Raw genomic sequence first — 22,330 nt, forward strand, 5'->3', positions numbered from 1 at the left:
TCATGGTTCGGGCCGAAGGGGAATCGTCAGTGTAAACGAACTTCCCTTTCCGATTCCTTCGGATTCGACCGTCAACCTTCCGCCATGGTCCGTTTCGATAATCTCTCGGGCAATGGCAAGTCCCAAGCCGCTGCCGCTTTCATCTTCCCGTGTTGTGAAAAAAGGTTCGAAAATGGTATCGATCAACCGCGGATCAATACCGCTGCCGTTATCGCTAACCGTACAAAAGAGATACCCCTCGGACGATCCGCTCCTTACGATAATTTTTCCATCCTTGAGATTCTGTTTCTCCCGTATGGCCCTGGCCGCATTGGTAAGGAGATTGAGGAGGACCTGATTGATTCGCGCTCCATAGCAGTAGATGGGCGGAACCTCACCAAGTTCCAAGACAACCTCGGCGCTTTCGCCAGCAAAGGTGCGTATTAGAGCCAAGGTGGATCGAATCCCTTCATTGAGTTCGTACCATCCCTTGCGGGCCCCTATGTCGCCTCCTCCCGCAGAAAAACTGCGGATACTAGAGACAATCCCGACAATACGTTCAAGCCCCTGAACCGTCTCATCGATGATCTCACTCAGCTCTGGCCCCTCCTTTGAAAAACCTTCGCAACCGGGACTTGTAGATTCTTCACGAAGCTGGTTGATCGATTTTCCGAGGGTTCTGACATTCGATTCGACAAAAGAGAGGGGATTTGCTATCTCGTGAATGATGCCTGCCGACAGCATACCGATGGAGGCCAGTTTTTCTTTGCTGATCACAGAACTCTGCGCATGACGAAGTGAGGCCTCGGTCTCTTTTCTATGCCACCAGCCGCCAATCATCTCGGCCGCCATGCGTAAAAGCCTCCCATCGGCTCCGCTCCAAGGCCTGCGGGATTCTTCACGATCGAAAGCAATACATCCTGCTGCTCCCCCTTCGGGAAGGAAAATCGGCATGGCAAGATAATTGAGCGGCGGAGCAAAAAATATAAGCTGAGCCTCGCGGGAGCGGAGCCGAAGCAACTGATCCCTTCGCTCAGGGAGGAGGTGTAAAAGAGAGGGAAGCTCATCGCTCGGAATATTAATCTTCCCCTGATCGGAAGGAGGCCAGAGGGCCATATGCCGAACGATTCCTTCCCGGGGAAAAAGCTTAAGGAGCACCACCCTGTCGGCCTGAACAAAGGTCCCGAGCGAGTTTAATATAGCGGCGAAATCGGGATCGCCGGCTTCATGCAAACGACGATAGATCCCGGATATCATTTGTTCAAAGGCTATTCTCCGCCGAAAGCGTTTCTCAGCATCAATGCGGCTTTCCACAATCTCGATCGTGCTGAAAAAAACAAGCTCTTTAAACGGTTTCAAGAGAAATCCATAGGGACTGGTTTTACGCGCCCTTGCGGCAACTTGAGGATCCTCGGATGCGGTAAGATAAATTACGGGAATAGGCTTTTGCGCGGATACGGATTCCACGACATCGATGCCGTTACGCTCTCCTCCGAGAAAAATGTCGATCAGCATCAGGTCTATCTCGTCGATCATTTCCAAGATGGAGGATATTGCCGAATCGGCATCACCAAAGGACCCCACCACCTTATGATCACGGGAACGAAACAAGGACTCCAGATAAAGACGCGTCGTATTGGAATCCTCGACGAGAACAACATTCATGTGAAGAACCTCCTCTTCCATCATTATTATCCCTTCCACCGCTGTCAAGAAAAAGAGAGAACTTGACAGAAGGAAGTATGCCGCTTATGGTTTTCCTATGAGAAAGAGTAAGCGCGATTATGCAGATGTCGATAATCGCAGTCGTATCATCGATGCAGCAACCGAACTGTTCATAAAGCAGGGAGCCCAGGATACCAGTCTCTCTGATATCGCTCGCAGTCTGTCGATCAGCAAGGGAACGCTCTATTACTATTACTCCAGTAAGGCCGACCTTCTGTTCGATGTTTCCGAGAGCTACATGACGCGGATTTCCAATCGTCTGCTGGAATGGGCAAAGAATCTAAAAAAGCCGATGCCTGCCGACGAAGTTGTGGGAAAAGTGCTTAAAGAGTTGTTTTCGGCGGAGAATAGAGGAAAGCTTCACCTTTATCTTATTTATGAATCAATAACAAATAACGATATGCTCAAAAAAAGGCTTATATCGGCCTATGACCAGTGGCTTGTCATGATTAAAGAGGGATTATCCGTTCTCATGAACGATACGGAAAAAGTGGCCGAATATGCGGAGTTGCTGCTCATCATGATTACAGGTGGCATCGTACACTCGACCCTCGGCTTCGGCCCGCAAAGGATCGACGGCATTATGTCACTTATTTTTTCAGGGAATCCCGCCTAAGCGGGATTCTCCAAGCTCTACCGGCTCCTTCAGCCAAGCAATTCCTTATCGATAACCTCTTTGAAGGTATCCTTTGGTAATGCGCCCGCAGCCATCTGCGGCTTTCCCTCTTTAGGAATAAAAAGCAGGGAAGGAATGCTCTGGATCCCGAACGCCATGGAAAGTTCCTGCTCCGCCTCGGTATCGATCTTGAAAAAATTGACCTTTCCCTCATACTCCTGAGAAAGCTCCTCGATAATGGGAGCAACCATCTTACATGGTCCACACCAGTCCGCATAAAAGTCGATAACGGCCGGTAGCTCTCCCTGATATTCCCACTCTTTTTTGTTTTCATAATCAAAGATTTTTTCAAGAAAATCGGTTTTCGTTAGGTGTTCCGCCATAATGTTTTCCGCTCCTTTGCCTTCGGTGAAGGCTCCTTTTGTATATATGGAAAGTAATATATTATATAGAAAGAATCAAGCAGAAAAATCTTTTCTTGATCCCCTTCCCTCTATTGAGTATACTTGCAGATCTCTGGGAGGCAAGTATGAAAATAAAAACCCGTTTACTTATTTTGAATGCGCTCTTCATTGCAGGTATAATCGGAACAACTTTTATTATGCAATACGACCAGACGCTGCAAGCCGACATCCGCCAAACGGTTGAAACGGGTATCAACATCAAAGCGGAACTCTTCAGAAGCAATTCCATGACAAAGGAACTACTTTTGACCTCGAACATGAAAACTGGCTATAAGGTCTTTCAGGATCAATACAAGCAGTTTGAACAGCTTCTTGATCAATTTTTTCAGTCGGACCAGTTTCAGAAACTGGTTCTTTCCAATGCAGAGGGGAAGAGACAGGCCGAGGCCATGACCAATATCGCCGACTATGCCAAAAGAAAGGTGGGAGAGGTTGAAAAAACGCTTGACGCTCTGATGACTCGGTATCCCGCCTATTTCCCCGGTTTGTATGCCGCATACCAGTTCTACGGTGATGTCGATCTTAACGTGGCGAGTAATGAGGTAACGAACCTTACCATATACCTCGGAGATTCCTTTGAACGAACCCTTACACAGCTTATCGACTATCTCAATAAGCAGGCGGCCGCCGTACAATTGCGCATACGTATTATAAGCAGAAGTACCATAGGCCTTTTATTAGTCTTAGTTCTTATCCTTTCTTTGGGAATGATCCGGAAACTAAGGAACCAGCTTGAGGGGTTGCATAAATCAATGCAAATCCTCGCTACCGGAGATTTCTCGCGCCGTCTTGTCGTGAAGGGAAACGATGAACTTGCGGGTCTGGCAAAGGCGATGAATCTTTTTATTGATGAATTTTCCTCGGTCATTGATGAGGTAAAAGACATTGCCGTAGAAAGCGCGGATCTTAAAAGTGAGGTCTCCAGTGCAACCAATGAGTCGGCGGCATCGGTACATCAAATGTCGGCAAATATTTCTTCGATGAGCCAGCAAATCAAGGACCTTGTTGATAACCTCTCCACATCGGACAATGCAACGAGAGTCATCACCGACGGGATACGGGCATTGGCCGAGAAAATCGAGGATCAGTCGTCGGCAGTAACGCAATCCTCCAGCAGCATTGAAGAAATGACCGCCAGTATCGAGAATGTGACGAAGATAGCCAATCAGCGACAGGAATCCTCCGAGTTGCTGGCCGAGATCACCACCCGTGGAGGAGAACAGGTGGACGAAACCAACAAGCTGGTCGAGGAAAGTGTCGCCGATGTAAAAGAAATCCTCGAAGTCATTGAAATCATCAACAATGTAGCCAGCCAGACCAACCTCCTCTCCATGAATGCTGCCATTGAGGCGGCCCATGCCGGAGAAGCAGGCCGGGGGTTCGCCGTGGTCGCCGAAGAGATTCGTAAGCTTGCCGAATCTACAAACGAGAATTCAAAACGAATAAGAAAAACCATCACCACTATTGCGGACAGAATTAATCAGGTGCTTGAAGCCAGCAACGAAAGTCGTGACTCCTATCAGAGAATTGAAAAGGAAACGCGAGAAAACAGCAAGGCAATGGCGGAAATTGCTTCCACCATGAAAGAACTATCACTGGGCAGCAATGAGATTATGAATGCCATGACCAGTCTCTCCTCCACGACACAGGATATTCAAGAAAATTCCGAGCAGATAAGCCAGAATACCGTTAAAGTCAGTACTGCACTGTCAAGTATAACCATGATCGGTGATCAGGTTCGCGACGGTATTCAGGAAATCGAGTCGGGAGCCAAAGATATAAGCACCGCAATGACTCATGTGAACGACCTGAATGAAAAGAGTAGCAACTCAATCGATCAGTTACATCATCAGGTCGAACGCTTTAAGACTGCCTGTGAAAATGAAGACGACGCAAGTGAACTCCTTGAGGGAGCGGTTGAACGGGTCTGCGTGTATGATGATGACGAAATTGAAAATAAAAAGTCTGATTCCGAATAATTTCGAATCCTAAAAGCCATAGAAAAGCCGCCGGGGATGTTTTTTTCCCATCGGCGGCTTTTTTTCTGCATTAAATTTGCAGCAATGCAACAAAAAGAAATCAAATCTGGGGAAGATCAAGGAGTCTATTGATTTCCGATTTCTCTTTCTTCTGATCAAGGAAGGCCTTCACCAATTCGCCAAGCCGAAGCTTATAAAGATGATCTGAAATCTGGTTTTTAACCTGATCAAAAGGAAGTGTTCCTTCCTCGTTTCTTGCCGTAAGCCGTATGAGGTGAAAGCCGAATTTCGTTCGTACAGGATCACTAACTTCTCCCACCTTCATAGAAAAGGCGGCCTCTTCAAAGGGCTTCACCATCTGGTCTCTTCCGAAAAAGCCGAGATCCCCCCCTTGTGAAGCGCTTGGCCCCTCCGATAGCTCTCTGGCAAGGTCGCTAAACTCTTCACCATTTTTGTAACGCTCCAGAGCCGCCTCCGCTTTTGCCTTTGCTGTGGCTACCTCTTCATCGGAAGCATCTTCAGCAACAGAAAACAGAATATGGCTGGCTCTAACACGCTCTGGCTGAACAAAATAGGAAGGATTATCATCGTAATAGGTTTTCGTATCTTCTTCAGTTACGGCGACCTGGCTTGCAAATCGATCGGAAACGAACTGCTGAACAACCAATGATTTTTTCAACTCCGTAAGGAAGTCCTGCTCGGAAACTCCCTGCTGTGCCAAAGCCTGATAATACTGTTCCTCCGAAGGAAACTGTCCTTTAATCTGCTGCAGCTGTTGATCGACCTTCGTCTGATCCGCTTCATACCCCTGCCCCTTCGCTTCCTGTGCAAGAAGTTCCTGATCAATCAGGCTTTCGAGGACCTGCCCCTTTAATTCGGCCATCTGCTCTTCAGGTACCGATATACCCTGCATAAGATACTGCTGTTGAACCACACTAAGCTGCTGCTGATACCTGTCCAGAGGAATGGCGACTCCGTTGACAATAGCCGCATTATCCGATGGGGACGCTACCTCAATGGGTGTACGTTCTTTTTGAGGGGTCTCTACACTTTCGGTTGCTTCAGGCGCAGGCTCGCTTGATTCTTTCTTTCCCCCCGCCCACATTAAAGAGGGAAATAGGAACACCACTATTAGAAACAAGGAAAGAAAAAGCGGTTTTCGTGTAATCGTCATAGACGCTCCTTTGGCAATTGCTATTCGCCCAATATAACACGTTCTCTTTTCCAGGCCAAGGAGCTCCAACTCTTTCCTGAAAACAAAAAACCCTTCGCCAGCACGGCGAAGGGTAAAACGCATAAAAAGCAGAATCAGGCAGCCTTTCTCCGGCCTCTAAAATTGCCCGGCAGGATTGTCTCTTTATAATAGCGACGCCGCTGTTCAAGCAGGAAAAGGGCAGTGAGAGCAAAAGCACTCACGAGAATACCGATCTCGACAGAGACGACCGTGCTATCGATAATCGGCAAAAGAATCCCGATAAGAAGAGCCGCAAAAGAAACAGACATAAGCTTTTTCATGGTAAAACCTCCACAACATATCGATTCGTAAAAAAAAGAACAATTCATTCGTTATGTGACCAATATACCAACATAGATAAAAAAGTCAAGTATCTCATCAAATATCTATATTAATTTTTATCATATACTCATTTTATTATAGATTTTTTGCTATTTTTCAAATAATGATACATTTTTATCGTATTAAAAATCATGGCTGTCTGCAAGAGTAAAATGCTTGGGTATCCCTTTTATAATGTGTTATCTTATACCAAGATAGGAGGACCTATGAAAACAAAATGGTTAACATCGGCGTCTTTAGCCGTCCTTTTTTCTCTCCTTATTGCAGGTTGTGCAGGAACGCCGGAACCCGAACCCGTTGCTCCGGAACCGGAAATGCAACAGCAACCGGCCGCGGAAGAAAAGCCTTTGCCGGAAGCGGAACGGGAAGAAGCAACACGTATCAGAGACATCATCATTGAAACCGGAACCGATAAAGCCGAGGTCGAAGGCTTTGCTTCTGCACAAGCCGACTTTGATGCAGCAGAAGCCGCTTACGGAAGCGACAATGAACAATCAAAGGCGCTTTTTCTCAAGGCCAAGGAAGGATTTCTGTCCATCCTGGAAAAGCGTTACGGTTCCCGATTGACCGAGGCAAGAGACTCCGCACAGGCTGAAAAAGAGAAAGCCGATAAGCTTTTTGCACCAAAGGCAGCATCACAGGCCTATACTCAGGGAACTTCATATCAGGAAGAGGCGCAAAAGCAGAGGAGCAGCTTCCACTATCCAGCAGCAATCGAGGCTTATGAAAAGGCGGCAGAAGCCTTCAAAGAGTCGCAAGCCATTGCCGCGGAAAAACGGAAGAATGCCTTGGAGGCGATCAGGAATTCCGAAGCTACATATCAGAAAACCCAGGAAGAGGTGACCCAGCTTGAAAGCGATGTTCAAACCGAACGAAGCGAAAGCGAAGCCGAGGCGGAAGCAGAGGCAAGTACGATCGGCCAGGAGGAGGCAAGCGAATGAAGCGCCATACGATTATTACAGTGCTGCTCCTTTCGATACTGACAATCCCCGGTTTTTCTCAAAACCTCTTTCAAAACGATGAACTTCGTCAGTCCCGCCAATTACAGATCGAAGCCCAAAAGGCCTTAGACCAGGGAGATTACGAGCATTCTATTGAACTCTCACGCCGGGCCGACGAGCTTGCCGCAGAGGGAAAACGTAAAGCAGAGGAGATGGCCCTGGCCTACCGGGCAAATACCCTTCTCAATCGGGCAAAGGCAAGAATTGATTACGTACGCCTCATTGGAGCGGCGGAACGTGTAGCCGATCGATATGCAGAGGCACAAGAAGCCTATGCCAAGGCAAAGGAGGCTCTGGATCAGAAGGCCTACGAGCAAAGTATGACCGAATCCCAGAGGGTACTTAGCATCCTAGAAGGTATTGCTCCCCAGAGAGCGGGGAATGCAAAGGTTCTGCCGAAATACTATACGGTTCGACTAATCCCCAAACGAAGGGATTGTTTCTGGAGAATAGCCGAGTACGACTTTATCTACGGCGATCCCCATCAATGGAAAGAACTGTACAAGGCAAATAAGGACAAACTTGTCGATCCCGATAATCCATCCCTGATTCATCCCGGTTTGGTTTTAGAAATTCCATCTCTAAACGGCGAGGTCAGAAGAGGGACCTGGAAAGAATAGGGATTGCAGAAGTACATGTTTTTTGCTGACGGCGGTGTTTTTCTGCACCGCCGTTTTTTTCTCCTCAGAGAAAATTTCTTCATGTCGATGTTCTGATACCTGTTATAGTGAAAGAGGCCCTGTTACGGCATAAAATCCTTGTTTACGCTGACATATAACGTCTATACTATAGTGACGTCAATATGAAAGAAAACATTAAAACAACGGATATACGTTTTACAATTCTCGATATCTTCGACAGGGATGAGCTTCAGAAAATTCAGGATGCCTTTTCCAATGCTACAGGCCTTGCTTCCCTCATAACAAGTCCGGAGGGCACCCCAATAAGTAAAGAAAGCAATTTCACCCAGCTCTGTAAAATGATACGAGGTACAACAATCGGGATGAAAAACTGCCGGTATTCGGATGCGCTCATTGGAAAAGGTAGCGACGGGCACCCGTCTATCCATGCATGCCTTAGTTGTGGCCTGCTGGATGCGGGAACTCCGATCATTGTCGGAGGTATTCATATTGCCAATTGGCTCATCGGGCAGGTACGAACGAAAGAGACAGACGAAAAGGCAGTTGCCGCCTATGCAGACGATATCGGGGCCGACCGTGATGCGTTTATGAAGGCTTTCTCAGAGGTTCCCATGATCGAACTGAAACGATTTGATCAGATCGTCGAATCACTATCGGTCATTGCCGGAGATCTTTCTTTCAGGGCCTATAACAACGTCAAACAGCGTGAACTTTTCAGGCAGTGGTCACAGGTCGTCAAAGATCTTGAAAGCAGTAAAGCCCACAATATGGCCCTTCTTACAGCCCTTCCCGATCTTGTTCTCCTCCTGGACAGGGAAGGAACAATCCTGGACATTCGGGAAGGAGGCGCAACGAAAGCGTTAAAAGCGCCTGAAGAAATCATCTCGAAGCAGCTGCGAGAGGTTTTGCCCCCCTATCTAACCGAGTTGACCTTAGAAAAACTGGCGAACCTCTTCGAAACAAACCACAGGCAGGAGTACGACTATGAATTGGAGATTAATGGTGAAATTCGTGAATTTGAATGTCGGCTCGTTATAGGCGGGGCAAACGACGCCATTGCCGTCATCCGCGACATTAGCTCCATCCGCAGAGCCAACAGGGCCCTTGAATCGTCACTAAAGGAAAAGGAGCTTTTGATCAAAGAACTGTTTCATCGAACAAAAAACAACATGCAGCTTATCCAATCCTTGCTTGCCCTGCAGGCCTCCGACGCAGGTGACGAACAGGTTGCAACAGCACTCCAAAAGGCAGAAATGAAAATCCTGGCTATGTCTCTGGTGCATCAGCACCTTTACAGATCCCAGGACCTTTCAAGCATCGACCTAAAGAATTATCTTCAGGACCTGCTATCTCAGCTCTTTGATGCGCTGCTTCCGAACCAAGAGCATATCTCGGTCAGTTTCAGCTGTGCCCCCGTCCGAATATTGATCGACGTCGCCATTCCTATCGGACTCATCGTCAACGAATTAATAAGCAATGCAATCAAACACGCCTTCCCCAACGATAGAACGGGAACAATAAGCCTCACCATGGAGCTGGTCAAGGAGCGAGGCTTCCATTTACACTTTTCAGACGACGGGAAAGGAGTAGCCAAAGACTTTTCACCCGATAAGACAAAAAGCCTCGGACTCAAAACGGTGCAGGTGTTGGTCCAGCAGCTGGAAGGCCGCATCGAATGGGAAGGGGGACAAGGCCTTGCCTACGATATATACTTCGAAAGCAAGGGATATCGCCCAAGGATCTGAAAAGGATAAAAGAATATTCGAAGCTACTGCTCGGTACGCATCCTGTCGAACTGCTCCACCCTGCTGGTCCCGCTTTCCACGAGGGTCATAGAAGAGACCCGAACAACCCTTGCCTGTTTGTGAAGTTCATTCATCGAAAGAACGCCGATATTACACATCGAAGCGCGTAATTTCGCTAAAGTCGTATCCATTTTCTCGCTTAAAGGGCCACCATAGGGAACATAAGCGTCGACACCTTCCTCGAAAAGCATGCCACTGCCCTCTTCGTCTTTATAGCGCTGCCAGTTCCGTGCTCGAACCGACCCCTCACCCCAGTAGGGCTTATACAGCATCCCGCGATAGTTGACCTTCTGGGTAGGACTCTCCTCTGCCATGGCAAAGTATTTGCCCATCATGACGAAATCCGCACCAAGGGCAAGAGCCATAATGATATTGGTATCGTTATTAAGTCCGCCGTCGGAACAGATCGGAACATAGATACCGGTCTCCTCAAAATAGCGATCACGTTCGGCCGCAACCTCGACAACGGCGGAGGCCTGTCCTCTTCCGATTCCTTTCTGCTCCCGGGTGATACAGATCGATCCGCCGCCGATTCCTATCTTGACAAAATCAAGATCACCCTCTTCAACCAGGTAGCGGAAACCGTCTCCAGAAACGACATTTCCACCGCCGAGAACGATGGAACGACCGTAACGGGCACGCAGATCCCTGGCCGCAGCAACCTGCCATTCCGAATAGCCATCGGAAGAATCGAAGCAGAAAATATCGGCCTCCGCAGCAATGAGTGCCTCGGCCCGTTCCAGATAATCGTGGGTATTCAGGGCGGCTCCAACAAAGAGACGCTTGCGATTATCGGTAAGTTCGTAGGGGTTTGCCTTGTGGTCGAAATAATCCTTCCGAAAAACAAGAGAAGCAAGATTACCGTTTTTGTCGATAATCGGCAGACATTCCTTCTTTTCCCGATGAAGGATCCCCGTAGCCTCTTCAAGGGAGACCCCCTCAGGGGCCCAGACCAGTCGCTTTAGCGGGGTGAAATAATCTTTGACAGGCCGATCGGGATCATCCTTAAATTCCCAATAATCCTTATCGGTCAAAATCCCCAGGAGCCTGGAATGGCGCCCACCATCCTCGGTAACGGCGATGGTGGAATGGCCGGTCCGCTTGCTGATGGCGATTGCCGCGGAAAGGGGATCATCGGGAGAAATATTTGAATCGGAATCTACAAAACCTGCCTTATGCTCCTTGACCTTTCGAACCATCGCCGCCTGCTCTTCGATGGGCTGGCTGCAGAAGATAAAGGAACAACCACCCTTTCGGGCAAGGGCGATGGCAAGATCGGAACCGGAGACGGACTGCATGGCCGCACTGCTGAAGGGGATTTCAAGATATCTTGCCGGTTCCTCTTTTTCCGGACGATACTTTGCCGCAGGAACTCTCAAAGAAACATTGGAAGGAAGATGTTCCTTCGTCGTCAGCCCGGGAAGAATCAGGTATTCGTCAAAGGTTCTGGAAATATCTTCCAGGATTTTTGCCATGGCAGGCCTCCCTTGTTTTATTGAATTTTCCGAACAGGGTACGTTTTTTTCTTTGAAAGCACAAGGGAGAGCGGCGGAAGTACAAGGAAAAAGATGCTATTTCCGTTCCCGACCTTCCTTGCCAACTGACTTCGGCCTATAATGCAGCTCACGGTCGAGAGGAAAGATTGGTCGGGAAAGGTTCTTGTAGGGCAGACTTTCCAGAAGTTCGTTGCTGCTGCCTTTGCTCAGGGCCATTATCGATCGCTTCGCCCTTGCCTTGTGGTATGCGGTGAGATAGCCCAGCTTTACAACCACAACGCTATAATCTTCAGCCTCACATCCCAAGGCGGTAAACATATCGGGCGTGATGAAACCGATGTGCTTCGAAACGAGGATTAGGTCGACATGACCGACGCGTACCATGGCCATATTCGCGGCGAAGCGCTCCCAACCGGAGACAAGGGAACGGACCTTCCCGGATATGGGAAGCGGGGCACTTGTCTTTCGATCGAAAGCGGCGCCCACGCTTATATCAACGTTGCCGCCAACGCCGGCGGCAAAGCAGGCGCAGGTGGCCGCAGGATCGTAGATGCCCGCATAGACCACGGGCTTTTTCAGCGAGGCAAGACAGTCGCTTGCAAGTACCTTTTTGAGGAAGCCGGTACAATCTGCAGAAGATCCGGCGGTCGGGTTGTCTCCCGAATCGGAAAGATAGACAGGCCCCTCTACTTCCGTCGTCGCCCGACAGGCAAGGGCAATCGCTTCGTCCTCTTCCCGGGTGACGGTATGGAATTTGAACTGCTCCCGGCGTTGCCAAAAGGCATCAGCCAGTTCCTCGGCAAGTTTTCCCGCCTGCTCCCTGCCGTTCCTTGTAACGACAACCGCGGAAACCCCATTCTCCCGGCAATCGGCCCAGGGAAAACCGAGAAGATACGAGGCTGCCATCACCTCCTCTCGGGTTTCATACTCGCGCAGGAGATCGATAAGCTCATGCATCGGCTCCACACTGGTCTCGCTCTTTTCTCCTGCGATGAGGAGAGGAAGTTTACACCAGGCAATGGAGGGAACGGTTCCCTTTTCCAGAATTTCGATCAGCATGTTTGCCGCATGCTCGCCGGTCTCGAAACAATCGGTATGGGGTGCCTGTTTGTAGCCGGTAAAGGCATCGAGCCCATCCAGCATGGCATCGGTAATGGTGGCATGCATATCAAGGGAAGCCGTGATCGGAAGCGTGGGGAAAAGGGCACGGAGGTCCCGCAACAAATCTCCTTCGGCCTCCCCTATCTCCTCAACCCTCATGGAACCATGAAGTGAGAGTGCTATGCCGTCATAGGGGCCTGAGGCCTCGGCACGCTGCAAGAGTTCCCGCTTCAGATCGAGGTACAACTGTTTTTGGACCACACCGTTGGGAACGGCCCGGGCGACAAGTGCGGGAACGACCTCATAGCCGGCCGCCTGAAGCGTCCGGACGATCCCGCTGACGCTGTCGCTGTCGTTCAGAAAAGAAAAAAGTTCATCCCCCCGCTGCACGGAAAAATCTTCTTTCCCGGTAAGGATCGGATTAAAGGTATTTGATTCGTGATGGATTCCAGCCACTAATATCTTACGCATCGCATGACTCCTAAACATAGATTTGTATATATCGTCATTGATCAATAAGGTTTGTCAAAAGTGAATTCCAAATTCTCACATTCTGCTCTCCGTTACCAACCTGAGGAATTGCATACAAGGTATTCAGCATGGCGGCAGAGGCCCCCGTCGCCGCATCATAAGCGGCATCCTCAAGAACCTCGACTCGTACCCCGTTGGCAGAGAGACGCCTCCATTGAGGGGCGAACTCCCCTTCCAGGACACCTGCGATGAGATCCTGTTCTCCGGCAAGATCTCCACCGATAAAAAGGGCCCGGGGATTGGTGATATGCATAATAAGGATCAGGGTTCCCAGCAGCTCGACGACAAGCTTCCGCCGAACGGCACGATCGGAGGCCACAAGCCTCATCTCCGCAAGAGAGAGCGAGAGCTGTCCCGGGACCTTCTCCTCCTGCCTGAAGAAAAGGCTCCGATATTCACCGGCACGATGGGTAAAGCCCTGATAGATTTCGCCGTTATAGACAAGGCCCATCCCGATACCGACCGAAGGGTAATTCTCCGGAAGCAACTCGCTGCGATGAAAACGCGGAAGCAGATAGATAAACGAATCGTGGTCGCCGCTACTCTCATACCAAAGATTTTTCCAGGCACAGCAATTTGCATCGTTTTCCACCAAAATCGGAAAGGAAAAGTTCTCCTCCAGAAAAGGGCCGAGGTTATGATGCTGAAGGTTGTGGGTCCAGCACTCTTCGATGATGGGTCCGGAAGGATCGACCACCCCCGGGATGGCAACCCCTGCCCCGAGGACAGGGCCTTCCCCTCCCACGGATTCACGAACCTCTTTCAGCACAGCTGCAAAACGCCTTTCAAAGGTCTTTGCCTCACCGTCGTATTCCCGGTGGAAAGATCCGACAACCCTTCCACCTATGTCGGTAACCACGGCATTGTAGTAATCGGCCTGCAAATCGAGACCTATCACCGTACCGTAATCATTGTTGAGTTCGATTCTGATCGCCTTACGCCCGCTCCCGTTCCCACCGATACCGGAGCTTTCCCGGACCAAGCCGGCTTGCAGCAACCTATTCATAATGTAGGTAACAGTGGATGGCTGGAGACCAAGCTCCTCCGCAATTCTACTTCTGGAGGTGCCACCCTGCTTTCGCAGATAGTTAAGGATAAGAGAGCCATTTGCCGCTTTTTGGTATTTGCTGTTACCTACAATCTTCATGATCTTCTCCGATCTCGTTTCCTATTTTGAGCCGAGACTCCGGAGCCGTGTGACCATATCCCGGTCGGTAAAGCTGTTGACAAATTCCGGCTGCCTAAGGAGTCCGCCCATGTATACATCACCGGGACGGTAGGTCATGCCGCTCTCTCGCTCCCGATCGACAAAAACATGATACTCGCGGGCACCGGTAAGCTCAATGATTTTCTGCATATTCCGGGGGGTGATACCATTGCCCGGCATGATGATGATACGCTCCTGTGCCCGATCAACAAGTTCACGTACCAGATCAACCCCCTCAAGCACCGTGGGAGCCTGCCCGCTGGTCAGAATACGGTTAAAGCCGAGATCGATGATAGTTTCAAGAGCATCGAAGGGATTTCGTGTCACATCGAAAGCACGGTGAAATGTAGCATTCATGGGACCGGCAAGCTCCCGAAGAAGTGCATTACGCTCGCTGTCGACCAGGCCGTCGGGCGTAAGAATACCAAAAACGACACCGTCGGCCCCGGCCTCTCTGGCAGCAAGAATATCTTCTTTCATAACCTCAAACTCGTAATCGCTGTAGAAAAAATCACCTCCGCGGGGTCTGATGATGACCTGAAGGCCAATATCGATCGCCTTTCTGGCGGCACGAATGGTACCGATGCTGGGCGTTGTGCCGCCCTGAAAGAGGTTGTCGCAGAGCTCAACCCTGTCGGCTCCGCCTTGTTGTGCATTAATTGACGACTCGACAGAGTCCAGACATACCTCAATTGAAATTTCTTGTAAAATTTGTTGTGTGTCCATGTAAGAGAAACTCCTTATGCTATTCCTTGAGTGCACCTTCACCAAAACCCTTGATAACCATATTATGTGCCCCGATGTAAAAGAGAATCATGGGAATCGTGCCGATGACCAAGGCGGCAAACTGCATGCCGTAGTTCACGTTGAGCCTTCCCGCAAAGGCATTGATGGATACGGGAAGACTTCGCATATGCTCGCCGCTGGTGAGAATAAACACAAGGATAAATTCATTCCAGTTGCGAAGAAAGGTGAGAACGGTAATGGTCGCCATCACCGGTGTCGATACAATAATGATCACTTTGAGAAAAATCTGGATGTAACTGGCTCCGTCGATCACCGCCGCCTCGATCAAAGAATCTGGAATCCCCCGGATGTAGGAGGTGGCAAGAAGTACAGCCATGGGGAGGCCGAAGGCGATATAGGGCAGAATCACACCAATTCTGGTGTCGTAGAGTCCCATGCGTGTTTCCATGATAAAAAGCGGTGCAATAACCGAATTCACCGTAATCAAAAGCCCCAGGGTAAAGGCGGCATAATACCACTTTGCCGAAGCATAGTTGAACTTCGTCAGTGCAAATCCCGCCGCGAGGGAAAAAAGAACGGTGAAGAAGGTTCCTATCCCCGTGTAGAGGATACTGTTGATTGCGGCAATTCCCATATGGCCGATACTCCAGGCATCCTGGTAGTTTTTAAAAGTCGGTTCCTTGGGAAGAGCGAGGGGGTACATCATGATCTCTCCCTGAAGTTTAAAGGAGGAATAGAGCATCCAGAGGAGAGGCATAAGCGTAATAAGCGTAAAGAAAATCAAAAAAACATATGCGAACAAGCGCCATCCGGCGGAAATATCCCGGTTCAGTTTCTGCATAACACATCCCCCTATTCGTATTTTTTCTGGTATCGGCCGTAGAGCGAGCGGGAGAGTGTGATCAAGCCCACACTCAGAATCACAATGATCACAGAAACGGCGCTTCCATAACCGTAGTTGTTGTAGGTGAAGGTGTGTTTATAGAGGTAGATCGACATGACACTGGTATAATTCACCGGCCCTCCCCCTGTCATGGCATAGACAAGATCGAAGCTTTTCAAACTTCCGGAAATGGCGAAAATCGAACTGGTGAAAATCACATTGGCCAGGGCAGGGATAACAATTCTGGTAAGAATCGCCGATTCCGATGCCCCGTCGATCTTGGCCGCTTCGATAACCGATTGGGGAATTCTCTGCATATTGGCCAAAAACATGACCATATACAGGCTGGTATGCATCCACAGAAGCACAAAAAGAATCGGAATCATGGCCCATTGGGGACTCTCGAATATGGTCACCACATAGTCCGGATTGTCTGTGATCATCCTCATAAAAATGGTGAAGATACCCACCGGGGAGAAAATCCGGTTCCACAAAAGTGCGACGACAACCGCGGAAATGGTTATAGGAAGAAATATCATCATCTCGAAAAAGCGGGTGGCCCTGACCAGCTTCCGATAAAGCAGATAGGCAAGTAAGATTCCAAGGGGAATCTGCCCCAAAATCGAGATCAACATGATCTGAATATTGTGCCACAGAGCCTGGAGAAACTCCGGATCGGTAAAAATCGAGATGTAGTTTTTCACCCCGATAAACCCCACAAGGGCGAAGTTCTTCCATTTGGTAAACGAGAGTAGTGTGCTGACACCTATCGGAAAGATAATGATCGACAGGTAAATCAACAAAGCGGGTAAAAGTAGAATAAAGAAGCTAAGCTTTTTATCTTTCGACTCGATCATTATCTTCCCCCTTTATTTAGTTACCAAGCCGGTTGGAATCGTTTTCCTTTACCCAGGCTTCGTACTTTTCGGCGACCTCCTTCGGGGTCATATTACCGAACATCATCGCCTGAATGGAAGGATTAAGGACGCCCATACCTTCACCATCCATCTTTGCATCGATCACATAGCCCATGGGAGTATTTTCCTGAAAATCGGCATATGCGATCTGAAGACGCGGAAGATCATACTGGGAGTAGTCGAGCTTACAGGTGGGAATCTCTCCATACTTTAAGCGAATGGCAGCCCCTTCGGGACCGTTGTAAAACTTCAGAAAGGTAAGGGCAGCCTCAAGTTTTGCAGGATCATCCGCAAGTTCCTTGTTGATGCCAAAGCCCTCGGAAGGAACGGCAACACTGGTACCATGATCGACAGCCCCCGCTATCTCGGGGAACACCCCCATATAGACCGCATTCTGAAAATCCTGAGGCAGTGAAGTGGTCATGGCAGAGGTTCTCCAGCCCGCATCGATCAAATAGACAGACTTGCCCTGGTAAAACTCCTGATCGGCCTCGGTATTGGACATCTGGTTTACGCCGGGGCTGAAGACGCCCTTATCCACCATCTCTTTTACGATTTCAAGCGAGCGAACAAAGGGTTCATCGGTAAAGGAGGCCTTGCCAACCATTGCCTTTTGGAACCACTCTTTGCCTCCCATCCTATCGACAAGGGCGCTTAAAAGCCACGAATTGACGGGCCACTGGTCCTTGTTTCCGAGAGAAACGGGATAATAGCCTGCCTTCTTGATGGTGTCGACCTGGGAAAGAAGCTCTTTATAGCTTTTGGGAAAGGAGAGACCAAGCTCATTGAGAATTTTCGTATTGGCATACATCACATGGCAGACTGCCATGGAAGGTGGAATGGTGTAGATCTCCCCTTCACTCCCCTGCGCTTCCCACGCCGCGGGATTAAAGGATTTCATGAAGGCATCATCCAGGTAGGCTCGAAGGTCCAGAACCTTCCCGGTTTCGGTAATATATGCAGTCCGCTTCCCCACATAGGTGGTAAAGACATCGGGCATGCGGCCGGAAGCAGCCATGGCCTGAAATTTTTGATGAAACGATTCGCCGGTGGCATATTCATGCTTGAATTCAATCTCGGGATGTGCCGCGGCAAAGGCTTTCATCACCTCATTGTGTCCTTCGTACTGCGGGTTTGCCGGGTCGATCTGAAAATAGGTGGAAAGAACAATCTTTCCGTTTCCCTTTTCCTGGTCACCTCCTGCCCAGGCAAGCGTAGATGAAAGTAGCAAGATCAGTCCGGCCAAAGCCAGTGATCGCACTCTCTTACGTGCAGTTTCTGTCATAGAAACCTCCTTATTAATTCATTCAATGAATTAATTAAACAAGAAAAAACCGGTGCTGTCAAGGATTTTTCGCACGTTTTACTGTCCCGAATAGTGGTGATACACCGCTTAAAGCCTACACAGCCTTCTCAACGATCATTAACATTCTCCGCTGCGACAAAAAAACCGGAGCCAAAAGGCTCCGGCACGATATCCCATCGGTGAAGGTGATTAATAGATGCGCTTGCGGGCGTCGGTTAAAAGGCCAAGAAGCTTTTCCGAAGGATTGCGGAACTTTGCAAGAAAAATCATTGCCGCAATAATATAGGGCTTAAAAGAGGCCTGCTTGTAAAGAGGATCCCGGTAGCGGTCGAAAACCGATGCCGCAACCTCACCCTTTTCACAGGAAACGCCGGAGATGTCGGCAGGAAGACAGTGCATATACAAAGCTTTTCCCTCCCGAGTGGTCGACATCAGTTCTTCGGTACATTCCCAGTCGGTAAACTGGGCATTCTGGGCAAGACAACGCTTTTCCAGCTCCTTGAGCGCCTGCTGATCACCGGTCTCAACAATCTTGGTCCGTTCTTCCATGACGCTAAAAGGAGCCCAGCTTTTCGGGTAGACAATATCGGCATCCTTAAATGCATCGGCCATTGAGTTAACCTTGGAGAAGGAGCCTCCGCTCTTTTGAGCATTCTTGGAAGCAACCCCTTCCATCTCGGGCATGACATTATAGCCTTCCGGATGAGCAAGGACCACATCCATACCAAAGCGGGTAAAGAGTCCGATGATCCCTTGAGGAACGGAGAGTGGCTTGCCGTAGGAGGGGCTGTAGGCCCAGGTCATGGCAAGCTTTTTTCCCTTGAGGTTTTCAACACCGCCGAACTCATTGATGACATGAAGGGCATCGGCCATGGCCTGGGTCGGATGGTCTATGTCACACTGAAGGTTGACAAGGGTGGGACGCTGCTCAAGCACCCCGTCGTAGTGTCCGTCTTCCACGGCCTGGGCAACCTCTTTCATGTAGGTATGTCCCTTGCCAATGTACATGTCGTCACGAATACCGATGACATCTGCCATAAAGCTGATCATATTTGCCGTTTCCCGAACCGTTTCACCGTGGGCAATCTGACTCTTTCCCTCGTCAAGGTCCTGTACCTCGAGGCCGAGAAGATTACAGGCGCTGGCAAAGCTGAAGCGGGTACGGGTCGAATTATCCCGAAAAAGGCTGATGGCAAGACCACTATCGAAGACCCGGCTCGATATGTTGTTTTCCCTCATGCCGCGAAGGATTTCGGCAACCTCAAAGGTGGCCCGAATTTCATCGTCACTGTGCTTCCAGGTGTGGAAAAAATCCTTCAGATACATTTTCTCGGTTCTAAGGGTCGAGAGGGATCTGATCATCTCCTCGATTCCAATTTTGTCCATGTAAACTGTTCCTCCAAAAATTATTCTCTCTCTATTTCAGTATGATATTCGCCCCGCCATAAGGAGGGGCAATGCGAGCGCTATTAGCCGAATCTTAGAGCTTTCCCAGAGCCCGAAGCACCTTCTCCGGTGTAAAGGGCCAGTCCCGGATCCAAACCCCGACGGCATCGTGGATTGCCGAAGCAAGGGCGGGAGAGGCACCGTTCAGGCTGATCTCCGATACGGATTTTCCGCCGAAGGGGCCGTAGGCGTCGTCGGTAAAGACCAAATGTGCGCCGAACTCCTCAGGTAAGTCAGTAATCATGGGGATGCCGTAGTCCCTCAGGGTCGGGTTGGTTAGGACGCCCTCTTTATCGATCACCATCTCTTCCCACAAGCTGTGGGCGATCGATTTAAAGGCACCCCCGTAAATCTGTCCGAGAGCAAGTTCCGGGTTGATGGGAGTCCCACAGTCCTGAAGGGCGTGATACTTTTGCACCTTTACCTCGCCGGTACGGGTATTGACCGCGACCTGACAGAAATGGGCCCCATAGGGAAAGGCAAAATCCTCGCTGGTGAAGCTTGCGTAGCCTACCAGCTGACCTGAACCGAGCCCTGCCTGCGTGTCCTGGGCAATCTCCTTGTAGCTCACCTTCCCCTTCCTTCCGACAACCATACCGGGGCGTTCAACGGCAAGATCCTCCAGGGATTCACCGAGCATCCTCGATGCGGCCTGCAGAATTTTTTCTTTTAAATCCTCGGCCGCCTTGAGGGAAGCGTTGCCGGAAAAGAAGGTTCCGCTTGAGGCATAGGCGCCGGTGTCGAAGGGTGTTGTATCGGTATCGCCGGAAAGGATCGAAACCTGCTCCATATCCACCTTCAAGGTCTCGGCAGCCACCTTCACCGAAACCGTATCAAGGCCGGTTCCGAGGTCGGCACCGCCGGAGTGGATCATGAAGCTTCCGTCGGCAAGCATTTTGACATCGGCACAGGAATGATCCAGACCGGGAAGTCCCGACCCCTGCTGAATGATGGCAAGCCCCTGACCGATGCGAATATCGGGATCCGCAGGCTGATTCTTTTTTCCCCAGCCTATCAGATCCGCTCCCTCCTCCAGAGCAGGGCCAAGACCGCAGCTGCCGACCGGCGCAGGAGTACCCTCCCGTCCCTCACCGAGACAGCGAAGGATTTCCAGCATGGCCCCCTCTTTGACCCGTACCTTTTCCACAAGTTTGAGGTGATCAATCTTCAACTCATCGGCGAGTTCCGCCAGAGCCATTTGCAGGGCAAAGGAGCCTTTAGGTGCTCCGTAGCCCTGGTAGGCACCGGTTATGGGGATATTGGTATAATAGGTGACAACATCGAATTTAAAGTTGTCGCACATCACCAAGGGAAGACTCTTGGAACAGGCATTCATCGGAACGGTGAGACAATGATTGCCGAAGCATCCGCTGTTTGCAAGCACCCGCATGTAGACTGCAGTGAGGGTACCGTCGCGTTTTGCCCCCAGCTTGACCCGGACCTTCATGGGAAAGCGGCTGGAATTGCTGGTAAACTCCTCTTCCCGGGTGTAATGATAGAAGACCGATCTACCGGTACTCCAGGTGGCAAAGGCGGCGACCTCTTCGAGAACGATATCCTGCTTCGATCCGTAACCGCCGCCGACACGTTCCTTGATCACCCTAACCTGGTTTTCACTGACACCGAGGATCGTGGAAACAATCCGGCGAAGATGCCAGGGAACCTGGGTAGAGGCGTGGATAACAAGTCGCTCCCCATCCATCTGGGTATAGACAACATGGGTCTCCAGAGGGGCCTGTTGCACCTGGCTGGTCTCATATTCTCGGTCGATGACCACATCGGCTTGAGCAAAGCCGCTGTCGACATCTCCGATCCCGCCTGTCACACTAGCGGCAATATTATGACGAGGATCACCGTGGATTGGAAACTGATAGATGATCTTACCGTCCCGGGGATTTGCCCCTTTGTTGTAGGAATCCAGGTCGTCGGGAGCTCCCGCCACATACTCAACGGTTCCACCGTGGATGACGGGTGCGCCTTCGGCAGCGGCTTCTTCGATGGTAAATACAGGCTCCAGTACCTCATATTCGACCTCGATAAGGCCCAAGGCCTTGTCGGCGATCTCCCCGTTTTCGGCAACAACTGCAGCGACACGGTCACCTACATGCATAAGCTTCTGATTGAACATCCGTCTGTCATAGGGAGAGGGCTCGGGAAAGCCCTGACCGGCGAAGGTGTACCAAACATCGGGACAGTTTTTATAGGTGATGACCATGACGACCCCGGGCAAGGCCTCGGCCTTACTGGTATCGATACTGGTAATATATGCATGGGCATGAGGGCTCTTGAGCATTTTGAGGATGCAGGCATCCTGTTCCACAAAATCCTCGACAAAGGCCTTGCGGGCGGTAACCAATTTGGCACCGTCCACCTTTTTTCTCACCTTCCCGACCACATCGAGGTCTTCCCGAAACTCGGGAGCGATCTGTGTGGTATAGCCAGGCTCTTTCATCCGTCGGGATGCGAGTTCCACAGCCTTGAAAAACTGCTGATACCCGGTGGCACGATTATAGATCCCGGAAAGTGCGTCTATCACCTCCACTCGGGAAGGATCGGGACTCCGTTCGAGGAGATCGGCAAGGGCGAGAGCCGCGGCAGGGCTGTTGTAACCAGACTGGACTACCCCCGCATCTATCATCGATTCCTGGACGATCGAAAGCTTTTTTCCTTTCACCAGAGACTCGGCGGTCCGGATCGTCCGCCCCCCTACCTGGGCTGCAATCATGAGATTGGCATAGGCAGGTTTTCCATCCACGAGGATGAGATCGCTACCGGCGAAACCCTCGCCGTCATCACTGTCACGAACAGAGAGCATGCCGAGGCGATAAAGCAATTCGCGTAGGTTCTCGCCGGGATGTGTAAAAAGTCGTTTCTCAACCCCGTTTAGGGTGAATGTCAATTCCATTGCGT

At 50.1% G+C, this 22,330-nt stretch carries 18 protein-coding genes; 5 read left to right on the forward strand and 13 right to left on the reverse strand.

Annotation, left to right across the window (positions count from 1 at the left end):
- The gene (locus F459_RS0105060) at positions 1-1,644 is read right to left on the reverse strand and encodes a hybrid sensor histidine kinase/response regulator (RefSeq protein ID WP_245540086.1); all 1,644 of its coding nucleotides are present in this window, start codon (positions 1,642-1,644) and stop codon (positions 1-3) included.
- A gap of 97 nt (positions 1,645-1,741) precedes the next feature.
- Between F459_RS0105060 and F459_RS0105065 the strand changes: the two genes are divergently transcribed.
- The gene (locus F459_RS0105065; RefSeq protein ID WP_020611652.1) at positions 1,742-2,320 is read left to right on the forward strand and encodes a TetR/AcrR family transcriptional regulator; all 579 of its coding nucleotides are present in this window, start codon (positions 1,742-1,744) and stop codon (positions 2,318-2,320) included.
- A 29-nt stretch (positions 2,321-2,349) separates the two neighbouring features.
- On the opposite strand, the gene trxA is transcribed toward F459_RS0105065, so the two are convergent.
- Entirely contained in the window at positions 2,350-2,703 is a 354-nt protein-coding gene (gene trxA / locus F459_RS0105070) for a thioredoxin (RefSeq protein WP_013254000.1), read from the reverse strand.
- Between the two features lie 146 nt (positions 2,704-2,849).
- Between trxA and F459_RS0105075 the strand changes: the two genes are divergently transcribed.
- Positions 2,850-4,763, forward strand: coding sequence for a methyl-accepting chemotaxis protein (locus F459_RS0105075; protein ID WP_020611653.1), 1,914 nt, complete (start codon positions 2,850-2,852; stop codon positions 4,761-4,763).
- A gap of 100 nt (positions 4,764-4,863) precedes the next feature.
- On the opposite strand, the gene F459_RS0105080 is transcribed toward F459_RS0105075, so the two are convergent.
- Together F459_RS0105080 and F459_RS0105085 are read right to left on the reverse strand one after the other, a co-directional pair.
- Positions 4,864-5,937, reverse strand: a complete 1,074-nt coding sequence (locus F459_RS0105080) for a peptidylprolyl isomerase (RefSeq protein ID WP_154651627.1) — start codon at positions 5,935-5,937, stop codon at positions 4,864-4,866.
- Between the two features lie 134 nt (positions 5,938-6,071).
- Positions 6,072-6,278, reverse strand: a complete 207-nt coding sequence (locus F459_RS0105085) for a hypothetical protein (RefSeq protein WP_020611655.1) — start codon at positions 6,276-6,278, stop codon at positions 6,072-6,074.
- A gap of 267 nt (positions 6,279-6,545) precedes the next feature.
- On the opposite strand from F459_RS0105085, the gene F459_RS0105090 reads away from it, so the two are divergent.
- From F459_RS0105090 to F459_RS0105100, 3 genes are all read left to right on the forward strand, one after another.
- On the forward strand, positions 6,546-7,280 hold the full coding sequence (locus F459_RS0105090) for a hypothetical protein (protein ID WP_020611656.1): 735 nt from the start codon (positions 6,546-6,548) through the stop codon (positions 7,278-7,280).
- A complete protein-coding gene (locus tag F459_RS0105095; RefSeq protein WP_020611657.1) occupies positions 7,277-7,960 on the forward strand; it encodes a LysM peptidoglycan-binding domain-containing protein in 684 nt (227 codons plus the stop codon). The genes F459_RS0105090 and F459_RS0105095 overlap by 4 nt, the downstream gene beginning before the upstream one ends.
- 182 nt (positions 7,961-8,142) lie before the next feature.
- Entirely contained in the window at positions 8,143-9,726 is a 1,584-nt protein-coding gene (locus tag F459_RS0105100; RefSeq protein ID WP_020611658.1) for a PocR ligand-binding domain-containing protein, read from the forward strand.
- Positions 9,727-9,749: 23 nt separating this feature from the next.
- On the opposite strand, the gene F459_RS0105105 is transcribed toward F459_RS0105100, so the two are convergent.
- The 9 genes from F459_RS0105105 to F459_RS0105145 all read right to left on the reverse strand — a co-directional run bounded on the left by F459_RS0105105 (position 9,750) and on the right by F459_RS0105145 (position 22,325).
- Complete coding sequence (locus tag F459_RS0105105) at positions 9,750-11,261, reverse strand: IMP dehydrogenase (RefSeq protein WP_020611659.1); 1,512 nt, start codon at positions 11,259-11,261, stop codon at positions 9,750-9,752.
- A gap of 96 nt (positions 11,262-11,357) precedes the next feature.
- Positions 11,358-12,854 (reverse strand): M81 family metallopeptidase, encoded by a 1,497-nt coding sequence (locus F459_RS0105110; RefSeq protein ID WP_020611660.1) that lies wholly within the window; start codon positions 12,852-12,854, stop codon positions 11,358-11,360.
- A gap of 34 nt (positions 12,855-12,888) precedes the next feature.
- Entirely contained in the window at positions 12,889-14,061 is a 1,173-nt protein-coding gene (locus F459_RS0105115) for an ROK family transcriptional regulator (RefSeq protein WP_020611661.1), read from the reverse strand.
- Between the two features lie 21 nt (positions 14,062-14,082).
- A complete protein-coding gene (locus tag F459_RS0105120; protein ID WP_020611662.1) occupies positions 14,083-14,847 on the reverse strand; it encodes a copper homeostasis protein CutC in 765 nt (254 codons plus the stop codon).
- Between the two features lie 19 nt (positions 14,848-14,866).
- Positions 14,867-15,709: a carbohydrate ABC transporter permease gene (locus tag F459_RS0105125; protein ID WP_020611663.1), complete on the reverse strand. Its 843-nt coding sequence runs from the start codon at positions 15,707-15,709 to the stop codon at positions 14,867-14,869.
- A gap of 11 nt (positions 15,710-15,720) precedes the next feature.
- Positions 15,721-16,608: a carbohydrate ABC transporter permease gene (locus F459_RS0105130; protein WP_020611664.1), complete on the reverse strand. Its 888-nt coding sequence runs from the start codon at positions 16,606-16,608 to the stop codon at positions 15,721-15,723.
- Positions 16,609-16,624: 16 nt separating this feature from the next.
- The gene (locus tag F459_RS0105135) at positions 16,625-17,953 is read right to left on the reverse strand and encodes an ABC transporter substrate-binding protein (RefSeq protein ID WP_020611665.1); all 1,329 of its coding nucleotides are present in this window, start codon (positions 17,951-17,953) and stop codon (positions 16,625-16,627) included.
- 210 nt (positions 17,954-18,163) lie between these two features.
- Complete coding sequence (ygeW, locus tag F459_RS0105140; protein WP_020611666.1) at positions 18,164-19,360, reverse strand: knotted carbamoyltransferase YgeW; 1,197 nt, start codon at positions 19,358-19,360, stop codon at positions 18,164-18,166.
- 94 nt (positions 19,361-19,454) lie between these two features.
- Positions 19,455-22,325 carry a molybdopterin-dependent oxidoreductase Mo/Fe-S-binding subunit gene (locus tag F459_RS0105145; protein WP_020611667.1) on the reverse strand — a complete coding sequence of 957 codons (2,871 nt, stop codon included), beginning with the start codon at positions 22,323-22,325 and terminating at the stop codon, positions 19,455-19,457.
- Positions 22,326-22,330 lie beyond the last annotated feature (5 nt).

Origin of the sequence: Sediminispirochaeta bajacaliforniensis DSM 16054 (assembly GCF_000378205.1) — a bacterium.
Taxonomy (GTDB): domain Bacteria; phylum Spirochaetota; class Spirochaetia; order DSM-16054; family Sediminispirochaetaceae; genus Sediminispirochaeta; species Sediminispirochaeta bajacaliforniensis.